Origin of the sequence: Kurthia huakuii LAM0618 (assembly GCF_000505545.1) — a bacterium.
GTDB classification, from domain to species: Bacteria; Bacillota; Bacilli; order Bacillales_A; family Planococcaceae; genus Kurthia; species Kurthia huakuii.
This window is the reverse complement of the sequence record NZ_AYTB01000012.1, coordinates 114,731-130,502: the sequence shown is the minus strand read 5'-3', so window position 1 is coordinate 130,502 and position 15,772 is coordinate 114,731. Positions and strand designations below refer to the sequence as shown.

The following is a 15,772-nucleotide window of genomic DNA, read 5'->3' as shown; positions in this document are numbered from 1 at the left end:
AAGTACTTCGAGGAAGCGTATTTTTAACGTAGGGGTGATGAAGAGATGGAAACGAAACGCATTGCGGTAATTGCTGGAGATGGCATTGGACCAGAAGTAGTTGCAGAGGGGATTAAAGTCATGAATCGCGCAGCAGAAATTGATGGTACGATTCAATTTGACTATACATATTTCCCGTGGGGTTGTGAATATTATACAAAGCATGGCACAATGTTGCCGGAAGATGGCTTAGAACAATTAAAGGCATTTGATGCGATTTATTTAGGCGCAGTAGGATTTCCTGGTGTGCCAGATTACATTTCATTACGCGAATTGTTGCTCGTGATTCGTAAAAAATTTGATCAATACGTTAATATCCGTCCAGTGAAGTTGTTAAAAGGCATTGAATCGCCGCTCCGTCACGGGACCGAGAAAAATATTGATATGCTTGTGATTCGTGAAAATAGCGAAGGCGAGTATGCCGGTGCAGGGGAATGGCTTTATAAAGGTGAACCAAGCGAAAAAGTGCTACAAACCGGCGTTTTCACACGTAAAGGGGTCGAGCGTATTATCCGCTACGCCTTTGACGAAGCACGCCGCCAAGGTGGTAAATCGGTAACGAGCATTAGTAAGGCAAATGCTCTGAATTATTCAATGGTATTTTGGGACGAAGTGTTTGAGGACGTTGCAAAAGATTATCCGGAAATTCCAACGCATTCGTATTTAGTTGATGCAGCAGCGATGTTTATGGTTATGGACCCAGGACGCTTTGAAATTGTGGTGACATCGAATTTATTTGGTGATATTTTGACGGATTTAGGTGCAGCAATTGCCGGTGGGATGGGGATTGCAGCCGGTGCGAATGTAGACCCAGAGCGCCGTTATCCATCGATGTTTGAACCGATTCATGGTTCCGCACCGGATATTGCGGGCCAAGGAATTGCCAATCCACTAGCGGCTATTTGGTCTGTTAGTCAAATGTTCGACTTTTTTGAACGACCAGCGATCGGCGCGCATATTTTAGCGACGATTGAACAATTGCTCGCTGAAAAAACGACACTGACGCCTGATTTTGGAGGCACTGCGACAACAGAAGCAGTTGGTACGCGTCTAGTAGCGTTACTATAAGTTGAAAAATTTGAACTGACCCAAAAAGAAAATGACACGTTCAAAGGATAAAATCTTTGAACGTGTTTTTTGATGGATAAAAAAACAAGCGTATCATACGAAATAACATTAAAAGCGGTTGAGATGATATTGGCAAATGCAGCTAATTTAAAATAATTCGTGCTATACTGAAAAAAAGAGGGAAGCGTTAAAAGCCATTTATGATGTAAATCCAGATGCCTTCATGTTTGGGTCCGATTTACCATCAATGCGTGCAAAACGTCCGTTTCATAAAGCTGATAATACGTTGATTCAAAATCTTTTTGAAGCGTCGGCAGTTGAAAAAATTTTGTACCAAAATGCGCTGCAATGGTATCGATTGTAAGTTAAGGAATGAAACGAGGGACTATGTTTGGATGCACAAGAATTAGCGATAAAAGATTATTTAATTGCCCAAATTGACAATGGTACATATGCGACGACTGAGCCGCTACCGAGCGATTATCAATTAGTCGAACAGTTTGGTGTCCCGCGCATGAAAGTACGAAACGTGTATGCGCTGTTAGAGCAACTTGGTTATATTTATGCGCGTAAAGGCATCGGGCGCTTTATTTGCGCTAAAAAGCAACTGCTCGACATGGTATTATCAGGAGATGTTAGTTTTAGCGAAAAAATGAAAGCGCAAGCTAAACAGTATTATTCAGTCGTGAAGCGTGCAGAAGTAGTGCGACATGAGCATGCTATCTTTCAAAAATCGTATGTAACGGCGCAAAATCTTTATTTAGTCGAGCGCTTACGTTTTGTTGATGAAGTACCAGCCGCCCTACATCGTTCGTATATTTTGTTAGAGCATGTGCCAGAAGTACAAGAGCGAGAGCGCGTGCTGTCATCCATTCATTCTTTTTACCGTGAGCTAGGAATCGAGCAGTTTCATAGTACGTTTTCAAAACTCGATATTCTTGTACCCGATGAAGAAATACGCCATTTATTGCAAAGCCAATTGCTCGTCCCAATTATGAAGCTAGAGTCTGATAACTGGGATTCAGCAACAAATCGTCAATTAGAGTATACAGAAATTTTTTATCGTACCGACCGTTTTCAATTTCAATTTTAATCATAAAACCATCCTTTTCATGAGAGCTGAGAAGGGTGGTTTTTATTATGTCTATCGTCCCTTTGTAAATGCCGCTTTACAAATTCTTCAAAAAGGCCATACACTACGCTGCTTGGCGCCAAGTTACAGTAGTAAGTGAGAGGAGTGAGCTACATGATGACAGCACGACAAACGTGGACAAAATTATTAATTGAAGTTGGTGAAACGGAAGCTTTCGGAAACTTATCGACAGTGCTTGAAAAATTAGTTGAAACCATTGTGTTGTCGATACTTGCGACGACAACAGCTGCATTTTGTGCGCTGTTTTGTGCGATGCTTGGCTCGCGTACAACACAAATTAATGCTTGGTTAGGTTTTATTGTTCGTATGATTGCCTCGTTTTTCCGAAATGTACCGGTTGTTGCTTGGGCACTTGTCCTAGTCATTTCATTTGGCCATCATGTTATTACAGGTTACTTCGCGCTATTTTTCTCGACGTTTGGATTACTCGTGCGCATGTTTATTGACACGATTGATGAAGCTTCTTCGGATGGCGTAGAGGCGCTAAATGGCGTGGGTGCTACCTATTTACAAATGGTGTTTAAAGGAGTACTACCAGAAACGTTACCGCAACTACTAAGCTGGATTTTCTATATGATTGAAACAAATATTCGTAGTGCGACACTTGTTGGATTGTTGACTGGGACCGGCATTGGCTATCTTTTTGATTTTTATTATAAACAACTCAATTATGAAATGCTTGGATTGATCACATTTGTGATTGTAGTCGTTGTATTTCTAATTGAATGGATGTCAAATCGCGTAAGGAGAATCATTTCATGACACAGGCGACACCAATTCGAAAGGCTGGGAAAATTCAAGTTACGCAACGGACAAAAGCGACGCAAACAATGCAACTTATTCTTTGGTCACTTGTACTGTTTACACTCATCGGGCCATTTTTATTGAATTATGAAGTAATCGACGTTCGTGCTGCTGTTAGCATGACGCTAGAAAATTTGCAGATGATGTTTTTGCAACCCGCACTCCATCAAATTACATTTAGTACGGCGCTATTTCAAATTGTTGTGACGCTCGCTCTAGCTTTTTTAGCGACGATACTAGGAGCTATTATGTCGTTTTTCTTAGCGATTTGCAGTGCTAAAAACTTAGCGCCAAAAGGAATTGCCAATGTGATTATTGCGTGTAATTCATTTGTGCGTGCCGTTCCAACGGTATTATGGGTATTAATTTTTGCGATTGTCGCTGGACTTGGTTCCGTTGCTTGTATTCTCGGCATGATGCTTCATACGATTGCCTATTTAACAAAAGCTTATGCAGAATCATTTGAAGAACTAGACGACGGTGTGCTTGAAGCGTTGCGAGCCTCTGGTGCGAGTTGGTGGCATACAATCATTCATGCTGTAGTGCCACAATCGTTTTCATATATGGTATCATGGACATTTTTACGCTTTGAAACAAACTACGGTGTCGCAGTAGCGATGGGTGCCGCAGCTGCAGCAGGTGGTATAGGATTTGAGCTATTCATGGCGTCTAGTTTTTACTATGATCTCCATGAAGTTGGGATGATTACGTACTGCGCGCTAGTAGTAGCGATGTTATTAGAAGGCATTGCATTATTGATTAAAAAGCGCCTCTATACAGCACGTTAAGAAGTGGAAGAATCGCATTGATGCGGTTCTTTTTTAATGGTCATCGTCTTGGAAAAATGGCTTAATACGAAATAATACGACGGCTTTCACATCTTTTGTCATGTCAATCGCATTAAAAATCCGCGAATCGGTAGAATGATTGCGATTGTCGCCCATCACATAAAGGTGATTTTTAGGGACGGTAATATGCAGCGATGTCTCGGTCATTTGCTCTTTAATATACGGTTCGTCAATGAACCTATTGTTGCGATAGAGCTGATTGTTACGAATATCAAGTGTATCGCCGGGCAAGCCAATGACACGCTTAATGTAGAGTTCATGCCCAGGGATTATTGCCGCATCGAGAATGACAATATCGTTATAGCGGGGTTCTTGCCATTTGTACGCGAGCTGACTCGTAATAAATTGGTCGCCATCATGAATCGAATTTTCCATACTTTTGCCGTTAACGATGACGGAGCCAATACTATAATGAACCGATGCCGCAAAAAAAATAAGTAGTACTAAACTAAAAAATAACATGTACATCGAGCGTTGTTTAAAAATGGTTACCCCTCCCTTGTTCTTCAAAAACCGATTATGGTATGGTTAGTAGTACTTACTGTATACCACGAAATACGGTAGATTATGCGAAGCAGGGGGAATGAATGATGGCAAAAGTGTTAGTGATTGGAGGCACGCGCTTTTTTGGCAAACATTTAGTCGGAAAACTTGTGCAACAAGGGCATGATGTAACGATTGCAACGCGAGGACAGCATGATAATCCATTTGATGAGCGTGTGCATCATACGATACTTGATCGAACGAATAGCGGCGAATTACGTGAAGCTTTTGAAGACACGGTTTATGATGTAGTGTACGATAATATTTGCTATACGCCAAAAGAGGCGATGGAGCTATGTGCCATTTTAAATGACCATACGACGCGTCTTATTTTCACATCCACTATGTCTGTCTATGACGTCGATGGCAATGCAAAACGCGAGGAAGATTTTAATGCGCTTCATTATATGTACGATTTAACACCGTCCCAGCAATATAGTTATGCCGAAGGAAAGCGGCAGGCAGAAGCAGTTTTTGAGGACTATGCCAATTTTCCAGTCGTTGCGGTGCGCTTTCCAATTGTTATGGGCGATGATGATTATACGAATCGTTTAAGTTATTATGTTGAACATATCGCAAAAGGCGACGCAGTTGAGTTTTTAAATCTTGATGCAGAAATGTCGTTTATTTTGGCAGATGAAGCGGCAGCATTTTTATATTGGCTCGCTTTTAGCAATGTAGATGGACCAATTAATGCAACGGCAAATGGCACAATTTCTATGCGCGAACTCGTTGAACGGATTGAAACAGTTGTAAACCGACGAGCGACAGTTATTGAAGGCGATTCTCCGTATAGCATCCCCGCTTCGTGGTATATGGTCAATGACAAGGCTCAGCAAGCTGGTTTTCAATTTTCACATCTCGATGATTGGCTAACACCGTTAATTGAAAAATTAAGTAAATAATAAAGCAAGAATCCTTAAAAGCGACTACGCGTTGTAGATGAAAGTCGCTGTATACAAGCTTAACTATAAAAAAACACTTTCAACGATATGATTAAAATCGTCGAAAGTGTTTTTTCTATGCGCGAAGTTGTTTTGTACAAGCTGCTTCGCCTGCGCGTTTAATATGTTTATCAAAAATAAAGTTACCAAATGGAATGAAGGCGACGATACCAGCAATTAAACTGTAGCCGATGTTCCAGCGAATGCGCAATTGCACAATCGCAATTGAAATCACATATGTAACGAAAATCGCCCCATGAATACTACCAACAATTGTTACGGCCATTGGTAATCCCGCAAAATATTTTAATGGCATTGCGATGAGCAATAACACAAGCAATGAAACGCCGTCTGCAATCCCCATCACGCGTAGAAATCGAATTTCTTTCGGTTCCAACGAACATACCCCTCTCTTTTAAATAAGCTCATTTCATTATAAAACGTGTATATGAACGGAATATGAACGAATTAAGACGAAATTGTAGACAAAATAGTTTCAAGCTATTTCAAAAGTCATAGATTGTTCGAAAAAAATTCTATAAAATGGATGGAATACAAGAAAATACACAAAACGTCTATCATATTTAGCATGCTTTCTTTACAATAGTACAAGTAGTGGTAAACTGCAATGATTGTTAAGGGGGAATTAGATGAAAAAAAGTAGTGTGTGGCTAGCAATTTTTGTGTTAGTAATAAGTGTGCTTTTACCGACTGTGCGGGTTGCAAAAGCGAATCTTGTTACGGAAAATACACTAGCAAGTGCTGTTGAATTAACCGATAACGTCGCAATTGACGAATCATTTAGTACAGCAGGCGTGAAGTGGTTTAAATATACGCCAACTGCGAGTGATACGAAAAAACATTCGCATGTGAAAGTAACATTGAAAAGTGATTATATTTTAAATATCACAATGTTTGCGAGTGCAGAGAAAGCACAAAATAATGAAGTGTATGAACAATATGTAGCGGGAACGGTTGAGAATGGTAAAGCGATTCTTAAATTCCCATATGCTTGGGAAGGTACATATTATATTAAAGTCGAATATAGCGGCTTTATGGATGATAGCTTCATGATGAATGATGTACCAGCAGAGCCGCCAACAGATGAAAATCCTGGCGAAGAAATCCCGGTTGCCAACGTACCCTATACATTAACAGCAGAGCCTGTCACATTAGCACCGTCAACGGAGCTTGCAAGTGGCAATGCTTGTCCTGTAGAGCTTGGTGTCGATGGTAAAAAAGATGCAAAAACGATGCTATCAGATATTCGTATTTTCCGCGATGGCATTTTATCAAAAACAGCAGATGGCCGCGAGTTATCATCATTGTATTACAAAGCAGCACCATTTTTAGCAGCAAAGTTAGTAACAGATAGCACATTAAAACAACAAGTGTACGGACATTTAGTAACGATTCAGCCACTTGTTAAAGAGATGAATAAACATGGCGCTGCGAGTACGCGCGTGATTTCAAAATCAGAAGCACAAGCGATTCAAGCACTATTTGACATTACATTCACTAATGTACCAGTAGCGTTACAGAAAAAAATGTCGGTTGCAGCGAAAAATGTCGGTTTAACAGATGGACTAGCTGGCGAAGATTTAGCGAACGTTGTCCAAAAGGCGACGGGCGAGTTAGCGAAGAAATCATCAGGTAAATATATTGTGAAGTTAAAAGATGGTTATTCATTTAACAAATTTAAACAACAGGCAACAGGTAAAGCAACGGCTTCAACGTTAGCAGTGAACAACAATGAAATTTTAGCAGACACGTATGTAGTGGAACTAAAATCACAAGATGCAACAGTATCCACAAAAGCACAGCAAGCGATTACTGAAAAATCAGCAGCACAAATCGCCAACATGGCAGCTGTTGAATACATCGAACCAGTGACGACCTATCATGCATTAGCAGCTGATGTGCAATATCCATATCAATGGTCATTGCAAAATACCGGCTCGGAAGGGATTACCGGAGCAGATGTGGGCAATGTAAAACTACAAAAGTTAGTGAATGACACAGCACTAAAATCAACAACAATTGCGGTTGTTGATACAGGTGTAGATAATACATTAGCAGATTTAAAAAATGTTGTCTTAATGAATAAAGGGCGCAACTACGTAGATCGCCAACAGCCAGCAGTAGATGACCATGGGCACGGCACACATGTGTCAGGCATTATTGCGGCGCAAGCGAATAATGGCTATTCGATGCGAGGAATTAATCAACATACAAAAATTTTACCGATTAAAGTATTAGATGCATCAGGTGGTGGTTCACTTGAAAATGTGGCATTAGGGATTAAGTATGCTGTAGATCAAGGTGCAAAAGTCATTAACTTGAGTCTTGGTGGTACGTATAGCCGTACAATTGAAGCGGCTTTAAAATATGCACATTCGAAAAACGTAGCAGTCATTGTTGCAAGTGGTAATGACGGTATTCAAGGAATTTCATATCCAGGGTCATCGCGTTACGTTATTTCTGTTGGAGCCACAAACCCACTAGACGTTGTATCGGATTATTCAAACTACGGCTACAAATTGGATTTAGTAGCGCCAGGTTCTAATATTCCAAGCCTTGTACCAAATGGTAATGTAACATATATGAGTGGTACATCAATGGCGACACCACATGTAGCAGCAGTCGTTGGTTTATTAAAGAGCGCGAATCCATCAATGAACATTGGTCAAATTCGTACAGTACTACATGAGTCATCAAAAAATGTCGCATTTGATGAAAAAGATAATAATGGTTCGTCAGCAGGTACAGGTGACATTCTAAACTTACTTCTTGGCACAGGTGGCGGCGAAGAAGAACCTGAAACGGGCACATTAGCAGTCGGCAAAGATTTAGTATCAGGTTATGGCCGTTTAAATGGCTTTAACGCATTAAGTGCGGCCATTTTAAAAACCGATATTGCGAAAACAACAAAACCAACTGTCTTAACAGGTAAAGCATTAGCTGGTTCAAAAGTTGTCGTGAAAAAGGGCAGCAAAGTATTAGCAACGAAAACGGTACCATCGAATGGTAAATTTAGCATCAAGCTAGCGAAACAAAAAAATAAACAAAAATTAACCGTGACGGTGACGCATAAAGCAACAACTGCTAAAACGACACTTGCTGTTTATGTAAAAAAATAACGCATCATTATTTAAAACAGGCACCGCCTCACGGTGCCTGTTTTTTTGTATAATATATGTAAATATTTGTTATAATAAGACGAAAATATGTAGAGGTGAACACGAATGATGTATCGTGAAATTCGAGCGTTTGTCGTTCAAAAAATAATTGAAGAGCAAGCATCAAAGGCAGAGGTGCTGATGGATTTACGAGAGCAAGGCGAGGAAATGAATTATCGTCAGATTGAACGCATTTTAGAAAGTGAAGGCATCGTATTTCATGACAAGATGTCTCGGTGGATTCGCTGCAAGCCATATTATTCAGTAGAATCAATTATTGAAGATACCGAGGCACTTGCGGCGGAGTATGAGATGACACTAGAAGAATATCTTGAAAAAGTGTTACAACATCGCCGGTAATGGTGTTGTTGAATTAAAAAAACCCCCGCATAAACGGGAGTTTTTTGCAATGGAATAGCTATTGAAATTATAGACGTTTGTAGCCGACAAAATGATCTTTCCAGTATGCGCCGTGGATATTATCTACTTGTACGCCGCCTGAAGCTGCGCTAACCATTTGGCCATTCCCTACATAAATACCTACGTGTGAAATACCTGCTTTGTATGTGTCTTTGAAGAATACTAAGTCGCCAACTTGTGGAGTTGATACAGTTGTACCCATATTGTAGTAACCTGCTGATGTGGCATAACCGATATTGACACCAGCTTGTTTTGTTGCGTAGTAAATTAAACCAGAACAGTCGAAGCCACCAGGTGCTTTACCAGCCCATTTGTATGGTGTGCCGACTTGTGCTAAAGCAATTTTTGCCGCGCCAGCCATGCCAGAAGCTGATGTTGAGGTTGTATTTGTATTCGATGTTTGAGTTGTACGTTTATATTGTGGTGTAGCGCTTGTTGTATTCGATGTTTTTGAAACAGCTGATGTTGCAGCTTTTGCTGTACCTTTTACTTTTAACGTTTGGCCACTATAAATTGTAGTCGATGATAAACCGTTTAGTGCCATAATGTTTTGGTAAGAAGTACCGTATTTCGCTGCAATCGCACCAAGTGTATCACCTTGCTTTACAGTATATGTATTTGAAGATGAAGCTGTAGTCGCTGTTTTTGTCGGTGCCGCGCCGCCATCATTGGCCATTGCTGAGGCGTTAAAGCCACCTGTTGCTGAGAATAACATACCGGTCAATGCTAGTGATGAGAAGATTTTTGCTTTTTTATTCATGAATCCATAAACTCCTTTTGTTTTACGTGTTTTTTTATTACAAACACATCATATCGCGTTTATATAACAATACGATTATGCGAATATGATAAATATATAACAAAAAAATATCATTTTAATGTAGTTGTTAAATTTGACATATCGTCATCGTTTTGTCATGTAAATGCGATGATTTTGTTATTGTATAAAATTATTAATAGATGATAAACCATTTTTTACACAAAAAAAGAGCCGCGAAAAGCGACTCTTTTAAAAGGAATAATATTAATCATGAATGCAAACAGATTTAGCATAGACGTATTCATGGATCCCCTCTGTACCATTTTCGCGACCGAAACCAGAGTGCTTAACGCCGCCGAATGGTGTTTCCACTTGGGAGATGGCCATTGAATTGACACCAACCATACCGTATTCAAGCGCTGTTGAGAAGCGTGAAATACGCGCAATGTTTTTTGAGAAGAAGTACGAAGCCAAACCAAACTCAGTATCATTTGCTGCTTCTGCCACTTCATCATCTGTATCAAACTCAATTAATGGAATGACCGGGCCAAATGTTTCGACATAGTAAATATCCATATCTTTTGTGATGCCATCGATCACAGTTGGTTCAAAGAATGGACCATTGGCGAATTTATCGTCTGTTGGGCGTTTCCCACCATGTAAAATCGTCGCACCTTTACTTGTGGCATCTTTTAGTTGCGCTTCAACGTGTTCGCGTGCTTCTTCATTAATTAAAGGACCAACTGTTTTATCTTCAATGCCTAAGCCAACTTCAACTTCTTGCATCGCTTGTAATAACTTATCAGTAAATGCTTTTTTTACGGATTTTTGGACATAAATACGATTTGGACACGTACATACTTGACCGTTATTACGGAATTTCGCTGTTACAAGATTTGTCACAGCTTGATCTAAATCGGCATCATCAAAGACGATGAATGGGGCATGGCCGCCGAGTTCCATTGATACTTTTTTCAGAGAATGGGCAGATTGTTCATTTAATAATTGACCTACTTCAGTAGAGCCTGTAAACGTAATCTTTTTCACCGTTTCATTCGTCGTTAATTCTTTCCCGATAGCGCTAGATTTCCCCATGATGATGTTTGCCACACCATTTGGTAAGCCAGCTTCAACAAATAATTCAGCAAGTGCTAATGCAGAAAATGGTGTAGCACTCGCTGGTTTCAGTACGACTGTACAACCAGCTGCAAGGGCAGGGGCAATTTTACGTGCAATCATATTGGAAGGGAAGTTCCACGGTGTAATCGCCCCAACGACACCAAGTGGTTGATAAACCGTTAAGAAATGATGCTCACTTGGTGCTGGAATCGCGCGGCCATATAGACGGCGTGCTTCATCTGCATTCCAATGGAACGAATCGGCAGATGACTGAACCTCTACTTTTGATTGTGATAATGGCTTTCCTTGTTCAAGCGTCATAATAAGTGCAAGGCGATCAAGGTTTTCTTCTATTAAAAAACCAATTTTATGCAAGATGCGCGCGCGCTCTTTAGGGTCAGTAGCGGCCCATGCTGCAAAGGCACCTGCTGCATAAGCAATTGCCTCTGCTGTTTCTTTTGTGCCACCTTGCGCAATATCGGCGATTTTTTCACCTGTTGATGGATTATATACGGCTACGGCATCTGCGCTACCATCCACCCATTCACCATTTATAAAAAGTTGATTCTTCACTTCTGGAAAATTCGTCATCATTTCTCCTCCTTAAAAACATTCTATATTATAGGTTTACCACGAAATGGATAAAATAACCACTCTGAAGATTATTGAAATATATTTATATAATAAAATTCATTTGGTATAGGGAAAAAAACTGCTGTATTTCCATTTATAATAATGTCTAATCGTTTGATTTTCAAGTATATGCCTTGCGAATAGTGTTAAAACATCATTATGCAAATAATTATATTATTATTATAAAAAAGTATATATTTGTCAAAAAAACTACCTTGAGATTATAATGAAAGAAATGAGTAGGAGGGATTTTGATGGCAGAAAAACGATGGATACCGCTTGCGGCTGCGCTAGGACTAGCGGCAGTATCGTATCAATTGAAAGAGGGCCAAAAAAAGGCGCTTTATACGACTGAAGAGACGAAATTGAAACGTGTACCGTATGAGGGAACAACGCTAGCTATTATTCCGGCACATACGGAATTGTATGCAACAAATTATGAAGGCGCACATTATTATGTCACATATGGTGACTTTGTAGGATGGGTGCCGAAAGTCGATGTAGCGAATAGGCCACGTGGCTATCAACATACGGAATTGCCCGTGCCCTATATTAGCCAATATCGCCCGTTAGATGCGCCGTTTGGTTGTGAGGGGACATCGTTATTAATGGCTTTACGCTACAAAGGCTATAGCGAGGTGTCGTTAAAAACGATGCTCGATCAAATGCCAAAAGCAGAGCGTAATCCAACGCAAGGCTTTGTTGGTTCACCGTATTATACGATGGAAGGTTATTTTCAAACGATTTTTCCAAAACCATTAACAGCGTATGCGCGCGAAGTATATAGTAAGATGGTTGTTGATATTTCAGGAGCATCGCCTAAGCAATTACAGCGAGAGCTAGCACAAAATCATCCCGTTGTGGTGTGGGTAACATTCCGCTTTGAACCACCGCGCGAAGGGGAATGGGATGTTGGTAAAAAACGCCCAGCAACATACGTCAGCAATTTACATGTCATGCTTTTAACGGGCTATGACAGTGTAACGCAACAATATCGCGTTCATGACCCGGCGGATGACCGCGAAATTTATTGGGTACCAAAAGAGCAATTTGAAACAGCTTATGTAGCGCGTAAACAAGCTGTAGCGATTCGCTAAAATTGAAAAGAGGCTGGGACATACGTGTAAAAATACCCTCTCAGATGAGCATAAAAAAAACCGGAATCGCACTGTGGCGCGATTCCGGTTTTTTGTGGCGAACGCTAAAAAAGGAACATGAACTGTTTTGTCCAAGCCTCTTTTCAGCGAAATATTAGTGCGATGAATCTTTGTCAAACGACGGCGTATGTGTCGTTTGGGTATTGATTTTTTCTAGTAGTGCGGTTTGCTTTTTCAAATGCTTTACAGTCGTAATCATAAACCAAATAACAAAAATGAGCGGCAAGAGCCACAATAAAAATCCGCCCATCATAAATAGTGTGAAAAAGACATCGCCGTAATTCGTCATTTCTTCCATCAGCTCCACCTCCGTATATTTATTAAATCAAATTTTAGGCTATTTTAGTAGTATATGTTAAAAAAACTTGACTGTCTGTTCATAATTCATCTGAAATAGCACAGCTTTTCCTCCTAAAAAAAGGTACAATAATAGTAAGACTTAAAAAGTTGGTAGCATAGATTTAATTATTATTTGTGGACGTTCACGAATAATAGGTTATAGAAAGTGAGGGACTTTTATGTTCCATCTACAATCAAAGCGCTTACGTTTTCGTAACTATACGAATGCAGATTTTTATTTTTTAAAAGGATTATTACAATCAAAAGATATGATGCGCTATATCGGTGACGGTCAAACTCGTAATGATGCGGAAGTCGAACAATTTTTATCATGGATTTATACTCATTATCGTGAAGATGAGCAGACGGGTCTAAAAATTATCGAAAATCGTAAAACAGGCGAGCCAATCGGTCATGCAGGCATCGTGCCACAAATTGTTAATGGCCAAATGCAATTCGAAATTGGTTATTGGGTTGCGAAGGCGTATTGGGGGCAAGGTTTTGCGACAGAAGCGGCAGAAACGATGAAAGCGTATGCTGAACAAGAAATGCAGTTAACGCAGTTAATTGCCTTAATTCAACCGGGCAATTTTGTTTCCATGCGGATTGCCGAAACAATTGGTATGCATTTAGACAAAACGGAAATGTTGAATGGACAAGAAGTACATGTTTTTGTGACGAACAAACCATAACAAGCGGAATGGGAAAGTAGCAATCGATAAAGGAGATTGCTACTTTTTTGTTATGTGGTAAAATATAGTTTATGTATATTTTTTCTTTTTAACGAGGTTTTATTGTCGTAAATGTCGAATTTTAATAAATGAAGAACTTGTTTGGAGGTGTGTGTATGTCAAAAAATCATCTCTCGTTATCCATCAGTCCAACATTCGAGAAATTTGGACCCGAACTCGCTAAATTGCGTGCGCGTATTGACCCGTTTTACGCGTTATTTATGTTCGAGCAAGATGCGCAACCGTATGATTATGTGAAACTATTTGACACGTATCAGTCATTAGGAACAATTTTAAAATTAGATGAAGAAAAAATTTTTCACACGTCAAAGATTTTTATTGTCAAGGCGTGTTCGTATAAAGAAAATGAAGCACTATTTTTCCAACTGCGTGTACGAGCTCGTGAGCGTGTCATTGAAAAGCTTGCGAAGTCGATTATTTTTTATGTGGTCGAACAACAGCAAAAATTAAATGTAGCAATGCTACAAGATCGACATTTACTCGATGATTCGCTTGATATTACAAAAAAAGTATTGAAAAAATGGACGTTTATCGGCGAAGAAGAGACGTGGAATACATTTACGACATGGTATAACGATATGTTGACGATGGCGATTTTAGAGGATGTCGTCGTAGAGGAAGGGCTTAATTCGTTAAAAAAATTATCGGATGAGGCGTTAAATGAGCTCTTTTTTGCGTATATGAACGACGTGTCGAATAATGCTTTGTTTATTGATAAAGTGTCATTGATTGTTGATCAATACATCAAAGATTGGCAAGAAAATATCATTCGCATTTTAAAAAAGGATTTACAAGTGTACATTGAATTAGAAAAAAGCGTTACGCAGACGATGCAAAAAGAACGTGATTTTTCGAAGTTGACGACAGTTCCAAACTATATGTATGTCATGAACAATACGCTTTATCAAGTTATTCGAGAAATACTGTATCAGCTAAAGGATGGGCAAACGAGCTATGCATTCCAAAAGGGAAAAACGAAAGGGTCGTTGTCATTCGTGTTGCCGGAAAATGTTTTAGTCGATGCAACATTGCCGATTTTAGCAGTCGATGTGCTCGACATTTTATGTGGCTTTTATCTCCATAATTCAAAGCAATTAGATGAGACGATTACCGTGCGCCTAGCTGATATTTTAATGATGCGAGATATTAAGCAAAAATTAGGTGGCGAGGGACGTCGCGGTGGCTATGAAGCGAAACAAAAGCAACAAATTGAAGAAGTGTTGCAACTGCTTGCAAGCATTCATGTCGAAATCGAGCGAACCATGAGTTACCATACAAACCAATTGGCACCGTTAAAGACGGCTGGACCATTACTCGTTTTTGAACAACCGTATCGCTATAAATTGGGCCCTATTTTTGCGCATTATTTAAGCGGCACACAGCGTCAACTGGCGTTGTTGCCATTTCATGCTTTTAACTATCATTTATACCGCTTCCGTTATGAAAAACAGCTCTGTCGTTATTTGAGCTGGCGCTGGCGCACACAGGCTTCACAAGCAAATTATTGGCAGCCAAATAAAGTGGCGACATTGTTAGAAGCAATTGGTGAAACATTAAATCGCCGCTCGCCGACACGAACGCGTGAACGTTTTGAAAAGGCGCTCGATCAATTGACAACAGATGGTGTGATTGCCGGTTGGCATTATACGAATTGGCAGGAGGAAGCCGCTGTTGGTAAGGGTTGGGGAAATTATTGGCTCAATGCCTCTGTTATTATTGAACCACCACAAGCGATTTTGGACACGTATCGTTCGCTTGAAAAACAGCGCAATGTATTACCAGCGAAAAAAGATAATACGGCACTTGCACAGCAGCTCGCCGAGTTCCGAAAAAAACGGCAGCTCACGCTAGCGCAGGCAGCAGAAATGCTTCATTTATCTGCTGCCTATGTTAGCCAATTAGAGCGTAATTTAGTCAATCCATCGCTCAAAGTGCGCAAACGTTTAGAACGCTGGATTTTATCGTAAGAACCGCTTTATATAGCGGTTCTTTTTTTGTGGATTTTTGTAAAGCG

15 protein-coding genes and 1 pseudogene are annotated in these 15,772 nt (G+C 40.0%); 11 read left to right on the top strand and 5 right to left on the bottom strand.

Annotated elements, in window-relative coordinates:
- Positions 1 to 45 precede the first annotated feature (45 nt).
- From V514_RS0109635 to V514_RS0109615, 5 genes and pseudogenes are all read left to right on the top strand, one after another.
- Positions 46 to 1,107 (top strand): tartrate dehydrogenase, encoded by a 1,062-nt coding sequence (locus V514_RS0109635; protein ID WP_029499745.1) that lies wholly within the window; start codon positions 46 to 48, stop codon positions 1,105 to 1,107.
- A 184-nt stretch (positions 1,108 to 1,291) separates the two neighbouring features.
- Positions 1,292 to 1,471 (top strand): annotated as a pseudogene (locus V514_RS19970) (amidohydrolase family protein); the annotation flags it as partial.
- A gap of 27 nt (positions 1,472 to 1,498) precedes the next feature.
- A complete protein-coding gene (locus tag V514_RS0109625) occupies positions 1,499 to 2,200 on the top strand; it encodes a GntR family transcriptional regulator (protein WP_029499744.1) in 702 nt (233 codons plus the stop codon).
- A gap of 153 nt (positions 2,201 to 2,353) precedes the next feature.
- Entirely contained in the window at positions 2,354 to 3,022 is a 669-nt protein-coding gene (locus tag V514_RS0109620) for a PhnE/PtxC family ABC transporter permease (RefSeq protein WP_051392450.1), read from the top strand.
- On the top strand, positions 3,019 to 3,852 hold the full coding sequence (locus V514_RS0109615; RefSeq protein ID WP_029499742.1) for a PhnE/PtxC family ABC transporter permease: 834 nt from the start codon (positions 3,019 to 3,021) through the stop codon (positions 3,850 to 3,852). The genes V514_RS0109620 and V514_RS0109615 overlap by 4 nt, the downstream gene beginning before the upstream one ends.
- A gap of 33 nt (positions 3,853 to 3,885) precedes the next feature.
- On the opposite strand, the gene lepB is transcribed toward V514_RS0109615, so the two are convergent.
- The gene (gene lepB, locus V514_RS0109610; protein WP_161630184.1) at positions 3,886 to 4,374 is read right to left on the bottom strand and encodes a signal peptidase I; all 489 of its coding nucleotides are present in this window, start codon (positions 4,372 to 4,374) and stop codon (positions 3,886 to 3,888) included.
- A 125-nt stretch (positions 4,375 to 4,499) separates the two neighbouring features.
- Here lepB and V514_RS0109605 point away from each other — a divergent pair, with 125 nt between their 5' ends.
- Positions 4,500 to 5,360 carry an NAD-dependent epimerase/dehydratase family protein gene (locus V514_RS0109605; protein ID WP_327059464.1) on the top strand — a complete coding sequence of 287 codons (861 nt, stop codon included), beginning with the start codon at positions 4,500 to 4,502 and terminating at the stop codon, positions 5,358 to 5,360.
- A 115-nt stretch (positions 5,361 to 5,475) separates the two neighbouring features.
- Here the strand turns inward: V514_RS0109605 and V514_RS18985 are convergent, their stop codons facing one another.
- Positions 5,476 to 5,796: a DUF3817 domain-containing protein gene (locus V514_RS18985; RefSeq protein ID WP_029499739.1), complete on the bottom strand. Its 321-nt coding sequence runs from the start codon at positions 5,794 to 5,796 to the stop codon at positions 5,476 to 5,478.
- Between the two features lie 253 nt (positions 5,797 to 6,049).
- On the opposite strand from V514_RS18985, the gene V514_RS0109595 reads away from it, so the two are divergent.
- Together V514_RS0109595 and V514_RS0109590 are read left to right on the top strand one after the other, a co-directional pair.
- Complete coding sequence (locus V514_RS0109595; protein WP_029499738.1) at positions 6,050 to 8,539, top strand: S8 family peptidase; 2,490 nt, start codon at positions 6,050 to 6,052, stop codon at positions 8,537 to 8,539.
- Between the two features lie 105 nt (positions 8,540 to 8,644).
- On the top strand, positions 8,645 to 8,938 hold the full coding sequence (locus V514_RS0109590) for a hypothetical protein (RefSeq protein WP_029499737.1): 294 nt from the start codon (positions 8,645 to 8,647) through the stop codon (positions 8,936 to 8,938).
- A 67-nt stretch (positions 8,939 to 9,005) separates the two neighbouring features.
- On the opposite strand, the gene V514_RS0109585 is transcribed toward V514_RS0109590, so the two are convergent.
- The gene (locus V514_RS0109585; RefSeq protein ID WP_029499736.1) at positions 9,006 to 9,758 is read right to left on the bottom strand and encodes a C40 family peptidase; all 753 of its coding nucleotides are present in this window, start codon (positions 9,756 to 9,758) and stop codon (positions 9,006 to 9,008) included.
- A gap of 264 nt (positions 9,759 to 10,022) precedes the next feature.
- On the bottom strand, positions 10,023 to 11,468 hold the full coding sequence (locus V514_RS0109580) for an NAD-dependent succinate-semialdehyde dehydrogenase (protein ID WP_035944585.1): 1,446 nt from the start codon (positions 11,466 to 11,468) through the stop codon (positions 10,023 to 10,025).
- Positions 11,469 to 11,764: 296 nt separating this feature from the next.
- On the opposite strand from V514_RS0109580, the gene V514_RS0109575 reads away from it, so the two are divergent.
- A complete protein-coding gene (locus V514_RS0109575; protein ID WP_029499734.1) occupies positions 11,765 to 12,607 on the top strand; it encodes a C39 family peptidase in 843 nt (280 codons plus the stop codon).
- A gap of 154 nt (positions 12,608 to 12,761) precedes the next feature.
- On the opposite strand, the gene V514_RS0109570 is transcribed toward V514_RS0109575, so the two are convergent.
- On the bottom strand, positions 12,762 to 12,965 hold the full coding sequence (locus V514_RS0109570; RefSeq protein WP_029499733.1) for a hypothetical protein: 204 nt from the start codon (positions 12,963 to 12,965) through the stop codon (positions 12,762 to 12,764).
- 220 nt (positions 12,966 to 13,185) lie between these two features.
- On the opposite strand from V514_RS0109570, the gene V514_RS0109565 reads away from it, so the two are divergent.
- Positions 13,186 to 13,698, top strand: a complete 513-nt coding sequence (locus V514_RS0109565; protein WP_029499732.1) for a GNAT family N-acetyltransferase — start codon at positions 13,186 to 13,188, stop codon at positions 13,696 to 13,698.
- Between the two features lie 155 nt (positions 13,699 to 13,853).
- Entirely contained in the window at positions 13,854 to 15,725 is a 1,872-nt protein-coding gene (locus tag V514_RS0109560) for a helix-turn-helix domain-containing protein (RefSeq protein WP_029499731.1), read from the top strand.
- Positions 15,726 to 15,772: the final 47 nt, after the last annotated feature.